Raw genomic sequence first — 22,091 nt, 5'->3', positions numbered from 1 at the left:
TTATTTCATGCAATTTTCCCTCATTACACACCGCATCAGATGCCAAGAAAAGTTCGTAAATCATTAAATAAAAATATCTTTTAATCTTATCATGGAAATGGTACAGGCTGTGCTTCAAGCCTCGCTGAAACGGCGAATCGATGGCGCGCCCGCCAAGCCGCCCCGTAATCACCCACGCCATACCAATGAGGAAGCCCGCATGAGCAGAAAAATGAAAACGATGTATGGAAATGCCGCCGCCGCATACATCTCTTACGCCTTTACCGACGTGGCCGCCATCTACCCCATTACCCCCTCCACGCCGATGGCGGAAAACATGGACGAATGGACCGCACAGCATAAAAAAACCTGTTCGGTCAGCCGGTACGATTGATTGAAATGCAGTTCGAAGCCGGCGCACAAACGGAGCCACTGTGTCTGGATGTGAAAAATGCCTATTACCGTCACGCTCAGCCGCCGTTGATTGTCGGCGGTCGCTACGGCTTGGGCGGCAAGGATATTTTGCCAACGCACATCGTGTCCGTCTTTGAGAATCTCACCCGTCCACTGCCGCAGGATAGCTTCACCGTCGGCATCACCGATGATGTCACCCACACCTCACTGCCGCAGGCCAGCGCAACGCTCAATGTAGCGCGCGTCGGCACCACCGCTTGTAAATTCTGGGGGCTGGGATCGGACGGCACGGTTGGCGCCAACAAAAGCGCCATCAAGATTATCGGCGATAAAACGCCGCTTTATGCGCAGGCCTATTTCTCCTATGACTCGAAGAAGTCGGGCGGGATCACCGTCTCTCACTTGCGGTTTGGGCAAAGCCCGATCACCTCGCCCTATCTTATTCATCACGCGAATTTTATTGCCTGTTCGCAACAAAGTTACGTTGAAAAATATGACCTGCTGGCCGGATTGAAACCGGGCGGGACTTTCCTGCTGAACTGCACCTGGACGCCGGATGAGTTGGCGCTAAAGTTGTCCACAGCCATCAAGCGCTATCTGGCCCAGAACCACATTCGCTGCTACACCCTTAATGCAGCAGATTGCTCAGCGTCTCGGCCTTGGCTGGCGCTTTAACATGATTATGCAGGTCGCCTTCTTCAAGCTCACCAACATTATTCCCCTAGAAACCGCCGCCGACTATTTAAAAAGCGCGGTAGTAAAATCCTATGGCAGTAAAGGTCCGAAGATGGTGGAGATAAACCACGCCGCGATCGATCAGGGCATGCAGGCGTTGGTGGAAGTGGCTATCCCCGCAGTGTGGGCCACGCTCCCCGATGACACTCGCCCTCCCACTAGCACCGTTTCCGATTTTATCCGTCAGATTCTGGAGCCGATGAACCGCCAGGAAGGTGATACGTTGCCCGTCAGCGCCTTTATCGGCATGGAAGATGGCACCTTCCCACCCGGTACGGCGGCCTATGAGAAACGCGGCATAGCAATTCAGGTTCCCGTCTGGCAGCCGGAAGGGTGCGCCCAGTGTAACCAGTGCGCCTTTATCTGCCCGCATGCGGCTATCCGCCCTGCATTGCTGAATGAAGAGGGGCGCGCGGCAGCCCCGGTTTCCTTACTGAGCACCCACGCGCAATGAGCCAAGACGATGGAGTATCATCTGTCCGTATCGCCGTTGGATTGCTCCGGCTGCGGTAACTGCGTGGATATCTGCCCATCGCGCGGTAAATCAGCCGCTTGAAAGCCAACAGCATCAGGTTGGATTGTGGGAGCATGTGCTGGCACTCTCGCCCATGGTCAATCCATTTAGCAAAACGACGGTAAAAGGCAGCCAGTTTGAAACACCGCTGCTGGAGTTTTCCGGTGCCTGCGCCGGTTGCGGAGACGCCTCGCTGAAACGCCAGCATCCGGCGGTGGCCGACAGCCTGTTTGAACAAACCGAACAGGATGCCAAGGATCGCTTTGAGCGATATCGCCGCTTGGCGGAAGGCTGATCGCATTTTTCATCGCTTGTTGGGTTATTTTTATCGGGTTGGCGCATTTAGCGTCAACCCGACGTGACATCACCACCAATACCCGCTATCAGCACCTTCTTCCTGTTCTTCGACCTAACGGTTCCCCCCCCCCCCACTTATCAATGCCTCGCTTGCAGGCTAAACAGATCGATACAGTTTGCAAATATCGCAGTTAATACACTGAAAATAATAAATTTATTTTTTTGCATTGTTATTGCTTATACCTTGTCAGTAAAAAACAGAGCAGTGATTGTCATCATTTAAGGAGCCAGTAGTGATGAACGAACAGGTGGATAGCGATTTTGAGGAGTTGGTGATTAACATCATCGTCAATGCAGGTCAGGCGAGAAGTCATGCCATCAAAGCTATTGAGTGCGCGGCACGTCAGGAGTTTGGGCCTGCACAGGAGTTGTTGGAACAGGCTACCGAAGCATTGCGCGTCGCTCATCTGGCACAAACCAATCTGATAGAAGATGAAGCACGCGGTGTACATCACCCGGTCACGCTGTTGATGGTACACTCTCAGGATCATTTGATGAACGCCATTACGGTTAAAGATTTGGCTCGACAGCAGGTGGCTTGCTACCAGCATATGGCTGAATTAAGCAAACAGGTGCAAGCACTCTCACTTACCCAGGCACACTATTGATACGAGGAGTAGGCCATGTTGCATATTACGTTGGTTTGTATGGGCGGTTTTTCCACGGGCATGCTAGTGAAAAGAATGCATGAAGATGCCGTCAAACAAGCGCTAGATGTGGAAATTAACGCGACATCCGAAAGTAATTTTAAAAACTTCGCCGACAAAACCGACGTATTACTGATCGGCCCGCAGGTGAGTTTTATTGAAGGCACGATGGAAAGCCGCTACCCAAATTTAAAAATCGCTGTCATCAATGCCGTGGATTACGGCTCGATGAACGGTGGAAAGGTACTCGAATTCGCCCGTAATTTGTGAACCTGTAGTTATTACTGCCGCATTCTTTCACCGCGTTGTGCGTCACTAGGTATATTGGCAGCAGATAGTTCTCAGGCTAATGGTAGTCCTTGCACCAGCCCTATTTTGCGCAAATGGATCAGGAGCACCAGAGCATGCGGATCGACATCGTCTATGACAAATTGAAGGCGCTTAGCGTCGAATCTGGCATCTCCGCCCCGCAGTTGGCGGAGGCGCTTGGCTATGCCAGAGCCAATATCAGCAACGATCTGAACAGCCTGGCCGCGGAAGGAAAAGCGGTCAAAATCAAAGACAAGCCCGTGCTGTTTCAGGCGATTAATCCAGGTGCTCTGGCCCGCAACAGTGAAGGCGAATTTGCGCAGTTTATCGGCAGCAACGCCAATCTGTTTCCGGCGATAGAGCAAGCCAAGGCGGCGGTGTTCTACCCTCCGAACGGGATGAATATGCTGATTCTGGGCGAAACCGGCGTGGGAAAATCCCTGTTTGCTGAGCTGATGTACCAGTATGCCAAAGCCATCGGTAAGCTGCCGGCGCAGGCACCGTTTGTGATTTTTAACTGCGCCGACTATGCCAACAATCCGCAACTGCTGCTGGCACAGTTGTTCGGGTGTAAAAAAGGGGCCTATACCGGCGCCGATGAAGATAAGATTGGTATGCTGGAGAAGGCGAATCACGGCGTTCTATTTTTGGATGAAGTGCGCCGTCTGCCGCCAGAAGGACAGGAAATCTTTTTCACTTTTATCGACAAGGGGATTTTCCGCCGTTTAGGAGAAACGCAGGTCGAACGCACCGCCAGCGTACGCATCTTCTCCGCCACCACGGAAGAGCCGGATTCCAGCCTGTTGCACACCTTTACCCGACGTTTTCCGATGGTTATCCACCTGCCCGCCCTGAGAAAACGCACCTTCCAGGAACGTTTTGCGCTGATCCAGTTTTTTTTCAATCAGGAAGCGGCGCATTTACAGGAGAGTATCTGCGTCTCCGTGAATGCCCTGCTGAGCTATGACTGCCCGGGTCTTCCCTTGTTGTGGTGGCTGAAGGCATGATAATGGCGTATTAAATCGCCAGAGGTCACCACCATGGACGAAAAGTCTCTCTACGCTCATATCCTCAACCTGTCTATTCCGTGGCAGGTAAAGTCTCTTTCTCTCGATGAAAATGCCGGTTCTGTTACCGTTACAGTTGAGATTGCGAAAAACACTCAGTTAACCTGTCCAACCTGCGGGAAATCTTGTCCTATTCACGATCACCGACATCGTAAATGGCGCCATCTCGATACCTGTCAGTTCGCGACAATAGTCGAAGCTGATGTACCCCGTATTATGTGCCCGGAGCATGGCTACCAGACGCTGTCTGTTCCATGGGCCGGCCCCGGTAGCCGGTATACGCTGTTGTTCGAGTCGTTCGTTATCTCATGGCTGAAAATCAGCACCGTGGATGCCGTCAGGAAACAGCTGAGGCTGAGCTGGAATGCTGTCGATAATATTATGCAACGGGCGGTTAAGCGTGGACTGGCCCGTCGAAAAACACCTCAGGCCGCACGTCATCTCTGTGTTGATGAGGTCGCTTTCAAAAAGGGGCATCAGTACGTCACCGTTATCTCTGATACCCAAGGACAGGCATTGGAACTCAAAGATGATCGCGGAGTTGAAAGTCTTGCTGGCTATCTCCGGAGTCTGGGTGACCGCCAGATTGAATCCATTAAAACCCTGTCGATGGACATGAATCTATCCTATATAAGCGCAGCGCGGCTCCATCTGCCTAACGCGGTGGAGAAGATCGCGTTCGACCACTTCCATGTAGCGAAAATGCTCTGTGCCGTCGTAGATAAAACACGACAGTTGGAGATGAAAACCATCCCGTTACCGGCACGAAAAAGTGCACATCGTTCCCGTTATCTGTGGTTGTACGGTCGCCATAAACGTCATGGTCGAATAGCAGAAAGACTGGAAGCAGCGCAGATGGTTCTGCCTGATACCAGCCGTTGCTGGGCAATGAAGGCGCTGGCCCGGGAACTCTGGAACCGCCGGTATGACGAACACAGCAGGCGTCTGTGGCTGGAATGGATAGGGATGGCAAAAGACGTTGGTGTCCCGCTACTAAGCAGCGCCGCCCGGACGTTACGTAAACGACTGTACGGGATCCTGAATGCCATGAAACACAGGGTATCAAACGGTAATGCAGAGTCACTAAACAGCAAGATAAGGCTGCTGCGGATCAAGTCCAGAGGATACCGGAACAAAGAACGCTTTAAGGTGGCAGTGATGTTCCATTACGGCAGGTTAAACATGGGGTTATGAGTCTCCCACCATGATAGGGGAAGACCCTGACTGCCCGAACAACATTGGTCAGCTCAAAGCAGATATTCGCTTCGCCTGCGCGGGCGCGTATGCGGAATACATGACCGGCAAAAAAACCAGTTTCGCCATCAACAGTCGAACGCTGCCGAACCACGTCAGTCAGGCGCTGTATACCCATCTTGAGCATCGTCAGATCTGGAACACAATTATCGGCATCAGCAAGAAGAGCGTTACTTTCTCTGGCACCAGCAATACGCCGCTGTTTGAAGACGATGCGCTCAATGACATTTACGACATGCTTAATCTGCGCATGTCGGAACTGCGCAGCCAGGGAATTGAAGGCAATACTCTGTAAGAGGAGATTGAGAAAGATATCGCAGACTACTTCCAAACCAGGCTCAGCCGTTATCATGGCAAATATGACACACGCCGTCTGGAGAATTTGGTCACCCCTGCGGTGCTGCGTTTAACCGAAGAGATCATCCGCTATGCCGAAGGGAAATTGCAGCGCACGCTGGACAATTAAGGTCTATTACGGTTTGGCAACCCATATTGAAAACGCACTCGATCGCGTGCGTCGCAACAAAAGTATTGTCCATCCGCAGTTGAACCGTATTCGCACTGGTCACCCGGATGCTTTCAATGCGGCGTTGGATTGCCTGCGCATGATAGAACGGGTGATGGAAATCACGCTGTCCATCGATGAAGCGGGATTTATCGCCATGTTCTTTGTCTACAGCGAGCGGGATCTGGAGCAACGGCAGACCGATGTCAAGGTGATCGTCGTGGCGCACGGGATGGACACCGCCAGCGCGCTGGTTGCCACCGCCAACGAACTGCTCGGGGTCAATTATGCGGTGGGTTTTAACGTTCCACTCTACGAAAAGGCGCAGTTGGTGCTGGAGCGCATCATTCGCCACATTCAGGCCAGCGAAGGCGTATCTGAAGTGCTGCTGGTTGATATGGGGTCACTGACCACCTTTGGTGCCGCCCTGGCACAGCACTGCGACGTGGCAACGCGAACCATACAGTTAATCAGTACCATGCACATTGTCGAAGCGATCCAGAGTGCCATGAACGGCCTGCCCTTACAGGAGGTGTGCCACAACGTGCTGATGGTCAATCAGTTACTCGAAAAGGAAGTGCCACGCGATCGTGAACCAGCACCCGCCCGCGTGCCAGCGACTGCCGAGAAGAAACTGGCCATTGTCATGATCTGCACCACGGGATAAGGCACGGCAAAAGTACTGGAAAACCGCCTGTCACAGGCGCTGTCGAGTCGTATGCAGCGCGTCGCCGTGCTCTCGCAGCGTTTTGATAACGATGCGCAGCTCAATCAGGAACTGGTCGCACTGGACCAACGCTATACGCTATACGCTGGTCAGCCCGTTTCCCATCGCCACAACGCTCACGCAGTTCGATCTGGCCGATGTGCTGTACTACGACGGCGTGACGGCGTTAGATCTGCTGATCGAGCGAGAATCCACCTACCTGCGGGTAGCCGAAACGCTGACACAGATTTTGCAGCATGTGAAACCGGATACGGCGCTGCTTGCCATCAAGTGGTTTAACGCGCGCGTGTCTGCGGCATTGGGAATAACGCTCTCTTCCAATATGCTCATCGGTCTGACCATGCATCTGGCTTGCCTGCTCGATCGTTTGCTGGAAGGACCAACCCATACCGATTTTCCCGATAAGGAGCGTTACGTTCAGCAGCATGACGCGATGATTAGTCTAATTCGTCACGAGTTGATCGCCATTGAACAGGCATTTTCGCTGGCTATAAGTGAAGACGAAGTATGTACCATTTGCCGTTTTTTTATTTCGCAGGACATCAGTCAACCGACAAAAGAGGTTATTAACGCATATCCATAATAAATGTGTAGAAAACATATAAAACATCGACCAGGCGAGTTCACTTGCCGAGCGTTCTATACCATAAATTTTCTATCCGGCACGTATAATTATAAGGGAAAGAAAAATGGCTAACCTACAAAATGCCATGTCCGGGCTGCAATTAGCCGCCTCGCACATGCAAAGCAACAAATATTTGATGTCAATTTCCAACGGTTTTACCGCTGCACTTCCGGTATTTATTATCGGGGCGTTTTCCACGTTATTGGCAAATCTACCAATTGACAGTTATTTGGCTTTTATTAAATCTTACGGATTACAGCAGGCGATTGCATTACCCGCCAGCGTGACGTTAAAAATAATGTCGATTTACGTGTGCTTCTTTATTTCTTATAAATTGGCAGGCTCGCTGGGCCATAATGAAATGGTGGTCAGCTCGATTGCCATCATGTGCTTTCTGATCGCCAGTCCGGTGACGATTGTGGATGGTGCGGAGGTAATGCCCTTTAAATATATCGTGGCTGGTGGGCTATTTGTGGCGATTATGGTTGCCCTGCTGGTGAATAAAATCTATTCCTTTGTCGTCGATCGCCATCTCACCATACGCATGGGCGACAACGTTCCTCCGGTGGTAGCGGAAACCTTTAACGGCCTGATCCCCGCCATCATCAACGTCATTATTTTTGCTACCATTGCGGCCCTATTCAAACTGACCGCCGCTGGCAGCCTGCACGCCTACATTTACTTTATCATCCAGCAGCCCTTGCTCGGCATCACCGGCTCTTACAGCGGCATGATCACGTTTGTCGTGGTAGCGCATGTGCTGTGGCTGTTTGGCATTCACGGTCCAATGGTGACCGGCACTATCTGGAAACCGCTTTATCTGGCGATGGATCTGGAAAACCTGACCGCGTTCCAAAACGGCGATCCGCTGCCGCACATTGTCGGCTATGCGTTCTGGGGCGTCTGGGCCAGTCTGGGCGGCAGTGGTTCCACGTTGGGCCTGAACCTGTTGATGGCTTTTAAAGCCAAAAGTGAGGGGCTGAAGAAGTTAGGCCACATGGCGCTGCCAACCTCGTTCCTGTGCATCAACGAGCCGATTATTTTCGGTATTCCCATCGTACTTAACCCAATGTTAGCGATTCCTTTCGTATTGGCACCGGCGCTGAACGTCACCGTCGCCTATTTCTTGATAGCGACCGACGTACTGCCACGCATGATTGGCGTATTCAACGTGATCGGGATGCCGGTGTTTGCTAACGCCTTTATTCAGGGCAGTTGGCTGTTTGCGCTGTTGCAGGTGTTCCTTATCGTGCTCAACACGCTGATTTACTATCCGTTTTTCAAACGGCTGGATAATACCATGCGTACTCAGGCCACGCAGGCTTGAGGCGACACAGTTTTAAAACAAGGGAGGCCGCACAGATGACGATCGCAGTGATTGATACCGGCACCACACAAATGAAGCTGGTGCTGTTCGATGTACAGGGTACAACGACGTTTCAGCACGCTGTCAGCACCGCGCCACACTATTTTGATGACGGTCGCGTGGAACAGGATCCGCAACGTTGGCGCGATGCACTGGCAGTGCTGCTGCGCGCAGCGGCGCTGTTTCTCTCTGATCAGGGGCTGACGCTACACGCACTGGCGTTGACGTCACAGCGTTCGTCGATTATTGCTGTCGATGCGCAAGGGAACCCATTATCACCCACGCTGATGTGGCAAGACACGCACACTCAGGCACTGTGTGACAGTCTGGCTGGTGCCACCGCCCAGGTGCATCAACGCTGCGGCCTACCGATCTCACCGGTGTTTTCCGCTGCAAAAATGGGATGGCTGAAGCAAAACCAAACGGCGCTGTATTAACGCGCCGCAAAGCTGGTCGGCATTCATGATTTCCTGTTGCATACGCTGACTGGCCGTTTTTGTACCGACTATTCGCTAGCGTCACGTACCAACCTGTTCAACCTACGCACCCGGCATGTGGGATGACAGCTTATTAGCGCTGTTCTAACTCGATGAGGACAAGCTCTGCACCTTGCTCCCTTCCGGCAGCGTGGTGGGGGCGTTGCTCCCCTCCATTGCCGCACAGGTCGGTCGGTCTGCGGGGATTCCCGTGATCACCGCCGGTGGCGATCAGCAATGCTGCGCGTTGGGCATAGGGCAGTTCGCCTCTGACCGCGTGATCGTCAATGTCGGCACCTGTGCCTATGTCATGGGCATGGCCACTACACTGGGTACTGCGCCACTCGACAACCATTTTGCCTACAACCACGCCGCCCTGCCGACCAACATCGTCATTGAGGGCGCGTTGCTCTCCGCCAGCTGCGCTTACGACTGGTTCAATCGTACGTTCTATCAGGCTGACGGTGACTACCACACCATCAATCAGGAGGTCAGCGCCGCCTTGCCCGGGGGATACGGGCTGGTGTTGTCGCCTTTTTTCAAAGGGAAGCTCATCCATCAACCGCCCGGAGAGGTAAAGGCGTTCTTTTATGACATCGCCTTGCACCACACCAGGGGGGGATTTCGCCCGCGCCATTCTGGAAGGAATTGCCCATGAACTCCATCACCAGATCCAAGGCATTACCCCGCTGGTGGGGGAAATAACCGATATCTACACCGCGGGTGGCATCTCTCAATTCGACACCTTCAACCAGATCCAGGCGGATATTTACAACCGTCCGGTGGTGGCGCTCGAAGATAACGCCACGGCAGCGGGTGTCTGGATCTCTACCGTGGTCACGCTGCAACACTACCGCAGCTACTCGCAAGCCCATCAACAGATCGCCCGTCATCAACACACGCGGCGCTTCTTACCGCAGACCGATAACGTGGCGCTGTATCAGGCTCAGACGGTAAAAAGCCGCATCGTGCAGGAACACATTTATTCATGATCGTTTTCTACTCATACACCAAGGTGATTGTATGCTGAACAAGATAAAAACTGACTTTCCGGCTGACTTTCTGTGGGGCGCAGCCACCTCAGCTTTTCAGGTAGAAGGTGGCTATCTGGATGATGGAAAAGAGCTTTCCACGGCGGACGAGCGCGTTGTTGAAATCTCATCTACAGGCCGACACCAAAGTCGCCAGTGGACACTACACCCACTGGCGGGAAGATATCGCCTTGATGGCCGAGTTGGGCCTGCGTTCCTACCGTTTTTCCATCGCCTGGACCAGCATCTTCCCCAATGGCGATGAAACTGAGCCAAATCAGGCAGGGATTGATTTTTATCTGACACTGATCGATGAGTTACGCCACCACCACATTGAGCCCATCGTCACCCTGTACCATTTCGACTTTCCGGAAGGATTGAATAAAAAAATACGGTGGCTGTCTGGCGCGCGAATCGATCGCCGATTTTGAGAAATATGCGCGCACGCTGTTTCGCGCCTTTGGCGATCGGGTGAAATACTGGCTGACCATCAACGAACAGAACCTGATGCTGTCCGTGAATGTACTCGTGGGATTGCAGGGTCTGGATGCCAACGAGGCCGATCGCCGTCGCTATCAGATGAACCACCACATGTTTCTGGCGACCGCCAAGGCGATTGAAGCCTGTCATGAACTGCTGCCACAGGCGAAGATTGGTCCGGCGGTCTCCTATGTGCCTATCTAACCGGCATCACCGCGCCCTGAAGATGTTTTAGCCGCGCGTCAGAACCACGATCTGCGCAACCACGCCATGCTGCACGTACATTGCTATGGCGACTATCCCGGTTACTATCAGCGCGAAAAGAACCCCTACCTGAAGGCGACAGAATATGGCTGGCAGATCGACCCGATCGGCTTTCGTTTGGCCTTCCGTGAACTGCACGAACGCTATCGACTACCGCTGATGGTGACAGAGAATGGGTTGGGTACACGTGATGAACTCACAGCAGACGGTCAGGTGCACGACGACTATCGCATTGCCTATATTCGCGATCATATCGAGCAGATGCGTCTCGCCATTCAGGACGGCGCGCAGGTTCTTTCCTATAACCCCTGGACCTTTATTGATGTGCTCAGTTCGAGCGATGGTTTCAAGAAGCGCTATGGGTTTGTCTATATCAATCGGGGTGAGTTCGATCCCACCCCGTTAACGCGTATCAAGAAGGACAGATTCTACTGGTATCAGGCGTTGATCCGCAATAACGGCAACGCCCCTGAGTGAGGTTATTCCCAGCGAAGGCTGGGTTGCGTCCCACTGGTCGGCAGGCCAGCCCCAGTTGCCACACGGCCATGGCATAGTGGACGCTGTGGTTGTAGCTGGTGATTGTGTAGAAATTCGGCAAGTCGAACCAGTATTGGAATTGGTTACCCATATCCAAACGCAGCAAACTGACCTCAGTATACCCAATCAGCGGTTGGGCAGTACGCAATCCGGCCGCCGTTAGCGTCGCCACCGGATAACGCATTTTGAAACCACTGTCCCAGGTGTTGGGTACCTGCCCTTGTGTCGGGATCGCCACCTCGGCACCGGCGGTCCAGCCGTGTGCCTTGAAGTAGTTGGCCACACTGCCGATAGCATCAACCGGATCCCACAAGTTGATATGTCCGTCACCGTTAAAATCGACGGCATACTGCTTAAATGACGATGGCATAAACTGACCGTAACCCATGGCACCCGCATAGGAGCCTTTGAGCGAAAGCGGATCGTCCCCCTCTTTACGCGCCATCAGCAGGAAGGTTTCCAGCTCACCCGCAAAATAGTCGGCACGGCGCGAATAGGCAAATGCCAGCGTGGCTAAAGCGTCGATAATGCGGGTTTTTCCCATCACTCGTCCCCAGCGGGTTTCCACGCCAATAATGCCGACGATGATCTCGGGCGGCACGCCATAGGTTTGCCAGGCGCGTTGTAAGGCATCGCTGTACTGATTCCAGAACATCACCCCATTTTGTACGTTATCCGGCGTAATGAATTTGCTGCGATAGCGCACCCAGGCACCGTTTGGGGTTGGAGGTCCACCGGCAGAGACCGGCGCTTGCTGATCCATCAAACGGATCACCCAATCGAGCTTTTTGGCCTGTATCAGAACATCGTGCAATTGCTGGCGATCGAACCCGTGCTCTTGCACCATGCGGGCAACAAAACGGTCAGTTTCTTTGTTGAATGCAAAATCGCCTTGTTGCAGTGGTCCGGTATGCTCAGGTTGCAACAAAAAGCCACCGGATACCGGCGGTTGGGTGGCAGGATCAGCCGCCGAGGGTGCAGGGGTATGGCTGCTACAGGCAGCCAGCAGCATGGGTAACACAACAGCCAAATAACGCATCAGAAAGCCATTTAACGCCAAATGATAGGATACATCTATGGTAAACCAAAGCTCGGTATGAAAAAACAGAAATATCGAAATGAAACAGCGCGGTGCTATGTCTGTCGTGGTCTCAGACTGATGATAAAGCCGCTTTATTCATGGTAATCCTCGGCGAAAGCCGGGGACCTCTGCATGAATAAACGCGTCTCTTCTGCGCGAGATTCCCGCCTTCGCGGGAATGACGGAAATGGGCAGGAATGACGAATGGGATCGCCGTTTTAGGCAAATTTGTCAGCAACATAAAACCCCGGCAACATTTGCCGGGGTTTTTCACTAACATGCTATGGAACACTAGGCTTTGGCGCGCGACGTAATAATCGCCTCCATCACGTTGCGCGGTGCTTCAGCGTAATGCTTGAACTCCATGGTAAAAGTAGCTCGTCCTTGCGTCATGGAACGCAGCGTGGTGGCATAGCCGAACATCTCTGACAACGGCACCTCTGCGCGAATTACCCGGTCACCCAGTCGTTCTTCCATGCCTTGCACCATGCCACGTCGTGAAGCTAAATCGCCCATCACGTTTCCGGCGTAGGGTTCTGGTGTTTCGACTTCAACCTGCATCATCGGTTCCAAAATCACCGGATGCGCGCGTTTTACCCCCCTCTTTGAAGCCGAAGATCGCCGCCATGCGAAACGCCATTTCTGACGAGTCCACTTCATGATAGGAACCAAACGTCAGCGTGACTTTCACATCCACCAGCGGATAGCCCGCCAACACGCCGTTGTTCATGGCTTCCCGCACCCCTTTTTCCACGGAGGGGATATACTCACGCGGCACCACACCACCTTTGGTCGCATCCACGAAGCTGAACCCGGCACCCGCGGCCAGCGGTTCAAGTGACAGCACAACATGACCATACTGTCCTTTACCGCCGGATTGGCGCACAAACTTACCTTCTACGTCCGTTACCGTCTGTCGTATCGTTTCGCGATACGTCACCTGCGGTCGACTGACGTTCGCTTCCACGCCAAATTCACGCCGCATACGATCGACGATAATCTCCAGATGCAGTTCCCCCATGCCAGCAATCAGGGTCTGACCTGACTCTTCGTCCGTTTTCAGGCGTAACGACGGGTCTTCCGCCGCCAATCGTTGTAAGGCAAGCGCCATCTTTTCCTGATCGCCTTTGGTTTTGGGTTCAATCGCCAACGCGATCACCGGTTCTGGAAAGACTATTCGTTCCAGAGTGATGACCGCATCGGGATCGGACAAGGTATCACCGGTTGTGACATCCTTAAGCCCGACACAAGCGGCGATATCTCCAGCGCGAATCTCATCCACTTAGTGGCGCGTATTGGCATGCATTTGCACGATACGACCAATACGTTCCCGTTTTCCCTTCACCGGGTTATAGACGCTATCGCCTTTGCTCAGCACACCCGAATAAACGCGCACGAACGTCAATTGACCGACATACGGGTCACTCATCAGTTTGAATGCCAACGCCGAGAACGCTTCTTGGTCATCGGCGTGGCGTTCTGCTGACGCGCCCTGCTCATAGACACCCTGTACCGCCGGGATATCCAGCGGTGAAGGCATCAGTTCCACGATGGCATCCAGCAGACGCTGCACCCCTTTATTTTTGAACGCACTGCCACACAGCATGGGCTAAATCTCACCGGCAATGGTGCGCAGACGCAAGCCCTCTACGATCTCCGCCTCGCTCAGATCGCCCCGCTCAAGATAGCGATCCATCAACGCCTCGGGGGCTTCCGCCGCCGCAGACACCATCTGCTCACGCCATACCTGCGCCGTTTCCATGACCTCGGCCGGGATAGATTGGTAGCTAAAGGTCATCCCCTGAGTGGCATCATCCCAAAAAATGGCACGCATCTTCACCAAATCCACCACGCCGCTGAAATGCTCTTCGCTACCGATGGGCACGACGATCGGCACGGGATTGGCTTTCAGGCGCTCAACCATCATCTGACGCACGCGGAAAAAATCGGCACCGGCGCGATCCATTTTATTCACGAAAGCCAGACGCGGAACCCGGTATTTATTAGCCTGACGCCAGACGGTTTCCGATTGCGGCTGAACGCCACCTACAGCGTCATACACCATCACCGCACCATCGAGCACGCGCATCGAGCGTTCTACCTCGATAGTGAAATCCACGTGCCCCGGGGTGTCGATAATGTTGATGCGGTGCTGAGGAAAACGGTTGTCCATCCCCTGCCAAAAACAAGTCACTGCCGCAGAGGTAATAGTGATACCGCGTTCCTGCTTCTGCGCCATCCAGTCAGTCGTGGCTGCACCGTCATGCACTTCACCCAGCTTATAGCTCATCCCGGTGTAAAACAGGATGCGCTCCGTGGTGGTGGTTTTCCCTGAGTCGATGTGCGCAGAGATGCCAATGTTGCGGTAACGGTCAATAGACGTTGTACGAGCCATGATATGTCCTTAATAACGAAGGGGTTCGGACGTGGCAGTGAACTGTCGCAGGGAGAACCCGGATTGATAACGGCGATGATTATAGTACAATTGTTCGAGTGTATTCGAACAATTTTTTTGAAAATGTCATTCAACAAATTGCCCCACCGCACTCCTTCGCACGTTGATGGACAGTGAGTGATAGCGACTTTCAGCCTACGCCTCGTCAACACTACCTGCAATCAGTGATGGGTTTTGGTTACAAAAAACGCGCCTAACTCGAAACGCTTTTTATAAAAACCATAATATAAACAAAAGTATTAATAATAATTTTTATTTATGCTAAAAAACTAAAGTGGAATATGCAAGACATTATTATCAAAAAAACAGATATTAATTTTTTAACCGATAGGATATCACCATGCCATTCTTTAATATTAATGAATTAGCAGATCATCTCACGTTCACATCAGATTCCAGATGGAGTAATAGAAATCCAATCAGCGCCGGAATTTTTTTAACGAGAGTCAATCGTGCACAAAATGAATATCTTCAACTACAGTATAATTCCATATATACGGGCAACCTATCAGAGTTCGGCAGTGAAATACCAATCAATCCCCCCCTTCTAGAAATGCAGAAAACTCCACCGCTGATATAATTAGAATACTTTTCCAGCCACAGTTAAATTACTTTCCATCAGATGTAAATATAATCACCTCCACAGAGAGTAAAGGTTTGCTCATGGAGATCTCCTATTGGTATACGCCAGAAGATTTAACCAGTAAACCGCTGGTATCACAACCAAACATAACGAAATTGGCACACTGGGAGACGCTTGCTAAAAACAGAAACAGTACATCATTTTCCCAATTTTTGAGCAAACTCAGAGCCTGTGATGTCGTTATTCACTCTTCTGAATTTAAACAGCATATCAGTACGTTTCTGGACAATATTGTATTATCCCCTTCGGTGGCAGAAACCGTGTTTGCTATCGCCTCTGACGGAACCTCCAGTTGCAACGACAAAACCCTGTTCACTTACAACCAGATGCAGCAAGTGATGATTGTTGATGACATTGACAAGGGTAAATATGACACCCAATTAGATGCGTTGATTGCCGTTGCCAGATGCGTTTACCGCACCAGACAATTAAATATGATTGCCAATCAACATATGAAGCGACACCCTAACACCGATGAAATTGAGGTTTACCTCGGTTTCCAAACCAGATTGCATAGCGCGCTAGACCTGCAACACTTCGCACCAAATATGCACAGTTTTATTTGCTCAAAGATTTCATCCTATGATCTAAATACTGCGGAGAAAACCATTAAACGAAATGAAAATATTCATTTTGCTTCCTGGCTCGCACAATGGGAACCATTACATGCGTTAATTGAACGGCTTGCGCCAGAAAAAATACATGCTGCTCAAGAGCGAAGATACTACATGCTGGAATTTGAATACCAAAAGCACATTGATGATTTATTGCGAAAGAACCTATTAAAAAATATCCCTGATGCTGAAATAAATGCGGGAAAAATAGTATTAAACAAAATCCAGCTTGATATTGACTGGGCTCTGATTGCTGATTTTTTTCTCAACATCAGCTCAATAGCTCAATTGAGAATGAATTCTGGACAAAGGATAAATACAGCACGGTGTAAAACACACGCCAGGATGACATCATCAAACGTACCCGTTATAGTGATCGCCGACGAACAGTTACGGCAGCCAGGCGGCACCGTTGATACATGAATACGGAGTTCTATGATCGCTCACCATCCCGACCCCGAGCAGATTCGATTAGAGAACGTTTTGCTGGCTTTGGGTAATCCAGTACGGCTGGAAGTAGTACGTATTTTAGCCCAGCAGGGGGAACAATCCTGCGGAGCACTTTCGCAAGGCGCGGCAAAATCCACGATGTCGCACCATTGGCGAGTCTTGCGCGACAGTGGTGTAATCTGGCAGCGCCCTAACGGACGTGAAAATATCCTCTCTCTGCGACGTGAAGATCTGGATGCACGTTTTCCCGGCCTGTTAGACACGTTGTTGGCCGCACTGGAGCAGCTCGACGCATAAAAAAAGCCGGTCTGGTTGCAGACCGGCTTTCGTGCATGAGTTTTACTCAGCGTATCAAGGTAGCGTTTCACCCTACAGCGTATTCCTTAAGTTGAATGTCATTCGGTTGTGCACCCCGCAGTTTTTTCAATACCTAACCGGCTTGCAATAACACCTGTGCGCACTGGTTGTGGGTAATGGTTAACGGCGGTTCGATGCGAACCGATTTGGCATTATTTAGCGTACCCGCCACCAGAATGCCGCATTTAAACAGCTCACTGGCGAAGACATAGCCAATTTCGTTTTCTCTGAATTCGATCGCTTGCAGCAAGCCTAAACCGCGCGCCTCGACAATCAGTTCTGGACATTCGGTGGCTAACCGCCGTAATCCATCCAGTAAAAACGCCCCTTGTTGCGCGGCCCTGTCCGCCAGATTCTGCGTGATCAGGACGTTGATGGTTGCCAACGCCGCGGTACAGGCCAACGGATTACCACCAAACGTCGTGGTATGCAGGAACGGGTTATCGAACAACACCGAAAAGACCGCTTCTGTCGCCACAGTCGCACCGATGGGCATCACACCGCCCCCAGCGCTTTCGCCAAACAGAGGATATCCGACTGCACGCCATAGTGCTCACAGGCAAACACTTTACCCGTACGCCCCATTCCGGTTTGCACTTCATCCAGAATCAGCAGCGCACCAATTTCATCGCACAACGCACGAACCGCTGGCAGGTAGTGTGCCGGAGGAACAATAACGCCGCCTTCCCCTTGAATCGGTTCCAGAACGATCGCCGCAATGCCATCGCCGCGTTTTTCACACAAAGCTACCTGCTGTTTCATAGCCTCAATGTCACCAAAAGGCACATGATGAAAACCAGGTAACAGCGGCATAAACGGTTGCCGAAACGCCTGTTTGGCCGTTGCAGATAATGCCCCTAACGACTTGCCGTGAAACGCGCCGTTGGTTGCGATAAAGGTGAAGCGTCCGCGCGGCGCCTGATAGGCTTTAGCCAATTTCAGCGTTGCTTCCACCGCTTCGGTGCCGCTGTTGCTGAAAAAGCTGTACTGCAAACTGCCCGGCGTAAGCGCCGCCAACGTTTTCGCCAACATGGCACGCATCGGATCGAGCAATTCCTGACTGTGTAACGGTTGCTTGGCCAACTGACTCTCTACCGCCGCCAGCACCGTCGAGTTGCGATGGCCAACGTTGAAAATGCCATACCCTCCCAGACAATCGAGATACTCCTTTCCTTGCGTATCAACAAGCGTATTCGGACCGCTGGCGCGCCACTCTACGGCGCCAAAGTCCCCTCCTGAGGTGACAGATTTTCTGTAGCTCAGAAAACCCGGATTGACGTAATAGCGGAAGTTACTCAGCACTTCCTGATTTAATGCGATGGTTTCTTCTTGCGTGAGGGTCTCTTTATGAACCCACAGTAGTGCCCGTTGAGAACACTCTAACGGGGTGAGTGTAGTGCGTAGTCTGGACAAACTGTGCTCCTTCCTTCGCAACGGATATCACGTGATATCAATTTAATTAATGCACAGAACACGCCAATTGTCTGTCAAAAGGCGCACTTTGAAACAAAATTTTCACATTGGAAGGTCGACAAGAATAAAGCAGTGGGATTATGCATGCTTATCGGAATTAACTACCGCATCGAAAATACTAATGAGAGTAAATATATTGAAAAACAATATGATTTCCCCATTATCGCGCATATCGCCCCATAATGGAGCATCTGAATAACGTCATAAAAAGCGCTGGCGTCAGTGCATCGATTGCCCATGACACCAGATATCCACACCGATAAGACAGGTTTATCTTAACATTTACGAAACACAACCTCGCGACGATTAATGACGAATCATAATGTGTCGCACGACGGTGTAATCCTCCAATCCATACATTGACATGTCTTTGCCGTAGCCGGAAAGTTTCCGCCCACCATGCGGCATTTCACTGACCAGCATAAAGTGGGTATTGACCCAGGTGCAGCCATATTGCAGACACGCAGCCAGACGATGCGCCCGCCCCACGTCACGCGTCCACACCGAGGAGGCCAACCCATAACCAGAAGCATTGGCCCAGGCGACAACTTGCGCCTCATCGTCAAACGGGGTAATAGAGACCACAGGGCCAAATACCTCTTTTTGTACGATATCATCATCCTGCTGCGCACCCGCCAGAACGGTCGGCTGGAAGTAGTACCCCGGCCCATCAACCCGTTGCCCCCGTAATTACCTGAATATGTGGCAACGCGCTGGCCTGTTCAACGAAACCGGCAACACGCTCTAACTGGGCGGCGGTAATCAACGGACCGAGCTCTGTGTCTTCGCTATTAGGATCGCCCATATTGAGGCTGGCGACGGCCTGACCCAATTTGCTGACCACGTCATCATAGACACCACGCTGCACATACAAGCGGCGGGCGGCCGTGCAATCTTGCCTGGCGTTATAAAAGCCAAAGCTGCGAATACCGTCCACCACCTGATCAATATTGGCGTCATCGAACACGATAACCGGCGCTTTACCGCCCAGTTCCATATGCGTACGTTTAATGCTAGAGGCGGTGTGCGACAAAATATGTGCCCCGATCGCAATCGATCCGGTGAGCGACACCATATTCACCAGAGGATGCCCGGTCAGTGCATCGCCAATTGCCGCACCGGTACCGAATACCACATTGACCACACCCGCAGGGAATATGTCAGCCAATAAAGACGCCAGATGGAACGTGGTAAACGGCGTTTGCTCCGCGGGTTTCAAGACCACACAGTTACCAGCCGCGAGCGCTGGTGCCAGTTTCCAGGCGGCCATCATCAACGGGTAGTTCCAAGGCACAATGGAGGCCACTACGCCGATGGGATCGCGTCGAATCATTGACGTATGCCCTTCCAGATATTCACCGGCGGCAGAGCCACTCAGGCATCTTGCCGCACCGGCGAAAAAGCGGAAAACGTCCGCTACGGCGGGCAATTCATCATTCAACGCAGCGTGATAGGGTTTTCCGCAGTTCAACGACTCAAGACGCGCGAAGGTTTCTGCATGCTGCTCAATAGCATCCGCTAGTTCTAACAGCAGCAACGAGCGGGTTTTTGGCGTGGTCTGCCCCCATTGTGCAAAAGCGCTTTCCGCAGCGCGCACGGCTGCATCAACCTGGTGCAGGTCAGCCTGGGGTATACGTGCAATTTCTTCCCCCGTCGCGGGGTTGAACACAGCCAGCGCAGCGCCCTGGCCCGCTTCGAGCTTACCGTCTATCAGCAGTTTGTCGTGCATCATCGCGTCCTCGTCACCAGAAATCAGTCTGTTGTCTGCATGGTTTTTTCTGCATTGTGATGCTAAGTGTGCAAAAAAACCTGCCACTTTCGCTCACCACAATGCCATCAATCTGGACGTTCCTTATTGGCATTTTGCGCCGCCGCTCGCGCAGCGTCTGCCAGCGCGTCGATCTCCTCTTCGGTTAACTGTTCTGCCGCCTCGTGCACTTTTGCCAGTCCGTCACCTACCGTAACCGCTTTAGGATCGCCCGTTTGTTGTTCTGCCATATTGACCTCTTCTACCTGTTTACTGGCTGCATCTTTGACCCTTAAGTGTAGTCGAACATCTCAGCCTGCTCATGGCGGCAATACGATAGCAAAAGCAAATCTGCCAGCCTTGCAGAAAGTGCCTGTATATTTTCTTCATGCTAACTAAAGTTATTCTTAAATTAGACAGTAAATAATTTTTTAATAACCGATTATGCTATAAAAAAACACCACATCGGTTTTCTTCTTCGGTAAGAGAAAGCGCAATAAAGGTGAAAACCGATTTTAGCGAAAGACGTAACATGACAACTGGCACAATGCTTGCTGCAACAGCATAGCGGTAATGAAAAAACCCCTTACCACCAAAGAGGTAAAGGCATTGAAAATCATTATCATAGATAATAAACATTGCGCAAAGCGCACCATCTTCTTTTTATTATCGATTTAGTAGCAAAAAAACTTAAGCAAAGCAATAAAACAACAAATTAAAAACAACATTGAAAAATATAACAAACATTAAATAAGATAATTAACGCAATAAATTCACTCTATGTTTTAATACCCCTAATATAATTAATTTTAGAGTTAAATAACTAAATAAACCAAATAATTATTATTGGGATCTGCTTCTTTTATTTGAATTAAATTTTGTAAATATAAAAAATTGTAGACATGGGTCAAATAAATAATAATCCAATAATCCCTATAGTACCCACGACGACAGTAAGCCAACTTAATTAATTTATCTCGTCAATATTGAGCAATGGGGTACCTATGGATTTTATCATTCAATTAGTGATCGTTCTGATCTGCCTTTTTTACTGGGCAAGAAAATGCGGTATAGAACTCGGCCTGCTCGGCGGTATCGGGCTGGTTATTATGGTCTTTGTGTTTAAACTCAAACCCGGCACGCCGCCCGTCGACGTTATGCTGGTGATTATCGCGGTGGTTGCTGCTTCCGCCACCCTCCAGGCCTCTGGTGGGTTGGATGTGATGTTGCAAATCGCAAAACGTCTGCTGCGCCGTAACCAGAAATACGTTTCTATCATCGCACCGTTTGTCACCTGTATCCTGACCATTCTTTGCGGTACCGGCCATGTGGATCTTCCTGGCAGCCATTGCTGCGGTAGCGATTATCGGTGCCGATGCCGACTTGCGCCCAAGCTTTGGTGGTAAACCGCTTTCCATGGTGCTGGTCATCCAGATGTTCATGCTGTTTGCGGGTGCAGTGATTATCATTGCCACTAAAACCAATCCGGCCAATATCTCCAAAAACGAGGTCTTCCGCTCTGGGATGATCGCCATCGTTGCGGTGTGTGGGATTTCCTGGATGGCAGAGACCATGTTCGGTGCGCACCTGGATCAAATCAAGGCCACGCTGGGCACGCTGGGCACGCTGGGCACGCTGGGCACGCTGGTGAAAGAGTACCCTGGGCTTATGCGTTGATCTTGCTACTGGTGTCGAAGTTTGTTAACTCGCAGGCGGCAGCACTGGCAGCGATCGTGCCGGTAGCGTTAGCCATCGGTGTGGATCCGGCATATATCGTCGCCTCAGCGCCTGCTTGCTATGGCTACTATATTCTGCCTATCTACCCAAGCGATCTGGCTGCCATCCAGTTCGACCGATCCGGTACCACCAAGATTGGCCGCTTCGTTATCAACCACAGCTTTATTCTGCCGGAGTTGATTGGCGTACCCACATCCTGTGTGTTTGGCTGGGTATTTGCCGCCATGTACGGCTTCCTCTAATTCTT

Annotated in this window: 18 protein-coding genes and 8 pseudogenes; 20 read left to right on the top strand and 6 right to left on the bottom strand. The window is 51.4% G+C overall.

The window, feature by feature from the left end; genetic code table 11:
* Positions 1-91: 91 nt before the first annotated feature.
* The 17 genes and pseudogenes from JZM30_RS24775 to JZM30_RS23965 all read left to right on the top strand — a co-directional run bounded on the left by JZM30_RS24775 (position 92) and on the right by JZM30_RS23965 (position 11,227).
* On the top strand, positions 92-373 hold the full coding sequence (locus JZM30_RS24775) for a hypothetical protein (protein ID WP_438801505.1): 282 nt from the start codon (positions 92-94) through the stop codon (positions 371-373).
* Positions 358-1,844 (top strand): annotated as a pseudogene (locus JZM30_RS13925) (2-oxoacid:acceptor oxidoreductase family protein); the annotation flags it as partial. The gene JZM30_RS24775 and the pseudogene JZM30_RS13925, both read left to right, overlap by 16 nt.
* Positions 1,845-2,235: 391 nt before the next feature.
* Positions 2,236-2,607: a PTS lactose/cellobiose transporter subunit IIA gene (locus JZM30_RS13920; RefSeq protein ID WP_252319678.1), complete on the top strand. Its 372-nt coding sequence runs from the start codon at positions 2,236-2,238 to the stop codon at positions 2,605-2,607.
* Between the two features lie 15 nt (positions 2,608-2,622).
* Positions 2,623-2,916, top strand: coding sequence for a PTS sugar transporter subunit IIB (locus tag JZM30_RS13915; protein WP_252319437.1), 294 nt, complete (start codon positions 2,623-2,625; stop codon positions 2,914-2,916).
* A gap of 134 nt (positions 2,917-3,050) precedes the next feature.
* The gene (locus tag JZM30_RS13910) at positions 3,051-3,962 is read left to right on the top strand and encodes a sigma 54-interacting transcriptional regulator (protein WP_252319435.1); all 912 of its coding nucleotides are present in this window, start codon (positions 3,051-3,053) and stop codon (positions 3,960-3,962) included.
* A 33-nt stretch (positions 3,963-3,995) separates the two neighbouring features.
* On the top strand, positions 3,996-5,216 hold the full coding sequence (locus JZM30_RS13905) for an ISL3 family transposase (RefSeq protein WP_252317421.1): 1,221 nt from the start codon (positions 3,996-3,998) through the stop codon (positions 5,214-5,216).
* Between the two features lie 10 nt (positions 5,217-5,226).
* Positions 5,227-5,571, top strand: a complete 345-nt coding sequence (locus tag JZM30_RS13900; RefSeq protein ID WP_252319433.1) for a hypothetical protein — start codon at positions 5,227-5,229, stop codon at positions 5,569-5,571.
* 133 nt (positions 5,572-5,704) lie between these two features.
* Positions 5,705-6,448, top strand: a complete 744-nt coding sequence (locus JZM30_RS13895) for a PRD domain-containing protein (protein WP_252319431.1) — start codon at positions 5,705-5,707, stop codon at positions 6,446-6,448.
* Positions 6,449-6,539: 91 nt separating this feature from the next.
* Entirely contained in the window at positions 6,540-7,091 is a 552-nt protein-coding gene (locus JZM30_RS13890) for a PRD domain-containing protein (protein ID WP_252319430.1), read from the top strand.
* A 106-nt stretch (positions 7,092-7,197) separates the two neighbouring features.
* On the top strand, positions 7,198-8,460 hold the full coding sequence (locus tag JZM30_RS13885) for a PTS sugar transporter subunit IIC (RefSeq protein WP_252319429.1): 1,263 nt from the start codon (positions 7,198-7,200) through the stop codon (positions 8,458-8,460).
* 35 nt (positions 8,461-8,495) lie between these two features.
* A pseudogene (locus tag JZM30_RS13880) lies at positions 8,496-9,062 on the top strand (FGGY family carbohydrate kinase).
* Positions 9,063-9,108: 46 nt separating this feature from the next.
* Complete coding sequence (locus JZM30_RS13875; protein WP_252319428.1) at positions 9,109-9,633, top strand: acetate and sugar kinases/Hsc70/actin family protein; 525 nt, start codon at positions 9,109-9,111, stop codon at positions 9,631-9,633.
* A complete protein-coding gene (locus JZM30_RS13870) occupies positions 9,566-9,967 on the top strand; it encodes an FGGY-family carbohydrate kinase (RefSeq protein WP_252319427.1) in 402 nt (133 codons plus the stop codon). Before JZM30_RS13875 ends, JZM30_RS13870 begins: the two co-directional genes overlap by 68 nt.
* Positions 9,968-9,998: 31 nt before the next feature.
* A pseudogene (locus JZM30_RS23980) lies at positions 9,999-10,070 on the top strand (hypothetical protein); the annotation flags it as partial.
* 16 nt (positions 10,071-10,086) lie between these two features.
* Positions 10,087-10,437, top strand: a complete 351-nt coding sequence (locus JZM30_RS23975; RefSeq protein ID WP_308167162.1) for a family 1 glycosylhydrolase — start codon at positions 10,087-10,089, stop codon at positions 10,435-10,437.
* 40 nt (positions 10,438-10,477) lie between these two features.
* Positions 10,478-10,690 (top strand): family 1 glycosylhydrolase, encoded by a 213-nt coding sequence (locus JZM30_RS23970; RefSeq protein WP_367115828.1) that lies wholly within the window; start codon positions 10,478-10,480, stop codon positions 10,688-10,690.
* A gap of 66 nt (positions 10,691-10,756) precedes the next feature.
* Positions 10,757-11,227: a family 1 glycosylhydrolase gene (locus JZM30_RS23965; protein ID WP_308167161.1), complete on the top strand. Its 471-nt coding sequence runs from the start codon at positions 10,757-10,759 to the stop codon at positions 11,225-11,227.
* Between the two features lie 25 nt (positions 11,228-11,252).
* Here JZM30_RS23965 and mltB read toward each other — a convergent pair.
* Both mltB and fusA read right to left on the bottom strand, forming a co-directional pair.
* Positions 11,253-12,326, bottom strand: a pseudogene (gene mltB, locus JZM30_RS13860) (lytic murein transglycosylase B); the annotation flags it as partial.
* Positions 12,327-12,659: 333 nt separating this feature from the next.
* Positions 12,660-14,763, bottom strand: a pseudogene (fusA, locus tag JZM30_RS13855) (elongation factor G).
* A gap of 723 nt (positions 14,764-15,486) precedes the next feature.
* On the opposite strand from fusA, the gene JZM30_RS13850 reads away from it, so the two are divergent.
* Entirely contained in the window at positions 15,487-16,503 is a 1,017-nt protein-coding gene (locus JZM30_RS13850; RefSeq protein ID WP_252319426.1) for an NEL-type E3 ubiquitin ligase domain-containing protein, read from the top strand.
* 12 nt (positions 16,504-16,515) lie between these two features.
* A complete protein-coding gene (locus JZM30_RS13845; RefSeq protein ID WP_252319424.1) occupies positions 16,516-16,827 on the top strand; it encodes an ArsR/SmtB family transcription factor in 312 nt (103 codons plus the stop codon).
* 133 nt (positions 16,828-16,960) lie between these two features.
* Here the strand turns inward: JZM30_RS13845 and ygjG are convergent.
* The 4 genes and pseudogenes from ygjG to JZM30_RS13825 form a co-directional block, all read right to left on the bottom strand.
* Positions 16,961-18,300, bottom strand: a pseudogene (gene ygjG, locus JZM30_RS13840) (putrescine aminotransferase).
* A 366-nt stretch (positions 18,301-18,666) separates the two neighbouring features.
* Positions 18,667-20,089 (bottom strand): annotated as a pseudogene (gene patD / locus JZM30_RS13835) (aminobutyraldehyde dehydrogenase).
* Between the two features lie 107 nt (positions 20,090-20,196).
* Positions 20,197-20,358, bottom strand: coding sequence for a hypothetical protein (locus tag JZM30_RS13830; protein WP_252319422.1), 162 nt, complete (start codon positions 20,356-20,358; stop codon positions 20,197-20,199).
* 196 nt (positions 20,359-20,554) lie between these two features.
* Positions 20,555-20,746, bottom strand: a complete 192-nt coding sequence (locus JZM30_RS13825; protein WP_252319420.1) for a hypothetical protein — start codon at positions 20,744-20,746, stop codon at positions 20,555-20,557.
* Positions 20,747-21,111: 365 nt separating this feature from the next.
* Between JZM30_RS13825 and JZM30_RS13820 the strand changes: the two are divergent.
* Positions 21,112-22,086, top strand: a pseudogene (locus JZM30_RS13820) (anaerobic C4-dicarboxylate transporter family protein).
* Positions 22,087-22,091 lie beyond the last annotated feature (5 nt).

The organism is Candidatus Symbiopectobacterium endolongispinus, from assembly GCF_018777385.1.
GTDB classification, from domain to species: domain Bacteria; phylum Pseudomonadota; class Gammaproteobacteria; order Enterobacterales; family Enterobacteriaceae; genus Symbiopectobacterium; species Symbiopectobacterium endolongispinus.
Note: the sequence above shows the minus strand (reverse complement) of the source record. Positions and strands in the feature narration are given on the sequence as shown.

Coding starts and splice junctions, on each gene's coding strand:
- JZM30_RS13845 (WP_252319424.1), top strand. CDS start 16,516: ATGATCGCTCACCATCCCGACCCCGAGCAGATTCGATTAGAGAACGTT.
- JZM30_RS13895 (WP_252319431.1), top strand. CDS start 5,705: ATGCCGAAGGGAAATTGCAGCGCACGCTGGACAATTAAGGTCTATTAC.
- JZM30_RS13890 (WP_252319430.1), top strand. CDS start 6,540: ATGCGCAGCTCAATCAGGAACTGGTCGCACTGGACCAACGCTATACGC.
- JZM30_RS13920 (WP_252319678.1), top strand. CDS start 2,236: ATGAACGAACAGGTGGATAGCGATTTTGAGGAGTTGGTGATTAACATC.
- JZM30_RS13850 (WP_252319426.1), top strand. CDS start 15,487: ATGGAGATCTCCTATTGGTATACGCCAGAAGATTTAACCAGTAAACCG.
- JZM30_RS13830 (WP_252319422.1), bottom strand. CDS start 20,358: ATGGCAGAACAACAAACGGGCGATCCTAAAGCGGTTACGGTAGGTGAC.
- JZM30_RS13910 (WP_252319435.1), top strand. CDS start 3,051: ATGCGGATCGACATCGTCTATGACAAATTGAAGGCGCTTAGCGTCGAA.
- JZM30_RS13900 (WP_252319433.1), top strand. CDS start 5,227: ATGATAGGGGAAGACCCTGACTGCCCGAACAACATTGGTCAGCTCAAA.
- JZM30_RS23975 (WP_308167162.1), top strand. CDS start 10,087: ATGATGGAAAAGAGCTTTCCACGGCGGACGAGCGCGTTGTTGAAATCT.
- JZM30_RS13915 (WP_252319437.1), top strand. CDS start 2,623: ATGTTGCATATTACGTTGGTTTGTATGGGCGGTTTTTCCACGGGCATG.
- JZM30_RS13870 (WP_252319427.1), top strand. CDS start 9,566: ATGACATCGCCTTGCACCACACCAGGGGGGGATTTCGCCCGCGCCATT.
- JZM30_RS13885 (WP_252319429.1), top strand. CDS start 7,198: ATGGCTAACCTACAAAATGCCATGTCCGGGCTGCAATTAGCCGCCTCG.
- JZM30_RS24775 (WP_438801505.1), top strand. CDS start 92: ATGGAAATGGTACAGGCTGTGCTTCAAGCCTCGCTGAAACGGCGAATC.
- JZM30_RS13905 (WP_252317421.1), top strand. CDS start 3,996: ATGGACGAAAAGTCTCTCTACGCTCATATCCTCAACCTGTCTATTCCG.
- JZM30_RS13825 (WP_252319420.1), bottom strand. CDS start 20,746: ATGTTTATTATCTATGATAATGATTTTCAATGCCTTTACCTCTTTGGT.
- JZM30_RS23965 (WP_308167161.1), top strand. CDS start 10,757: ATGCTGCACGTACATTGCTATGGCGACTATCCCGGTTACTATCAGCGC.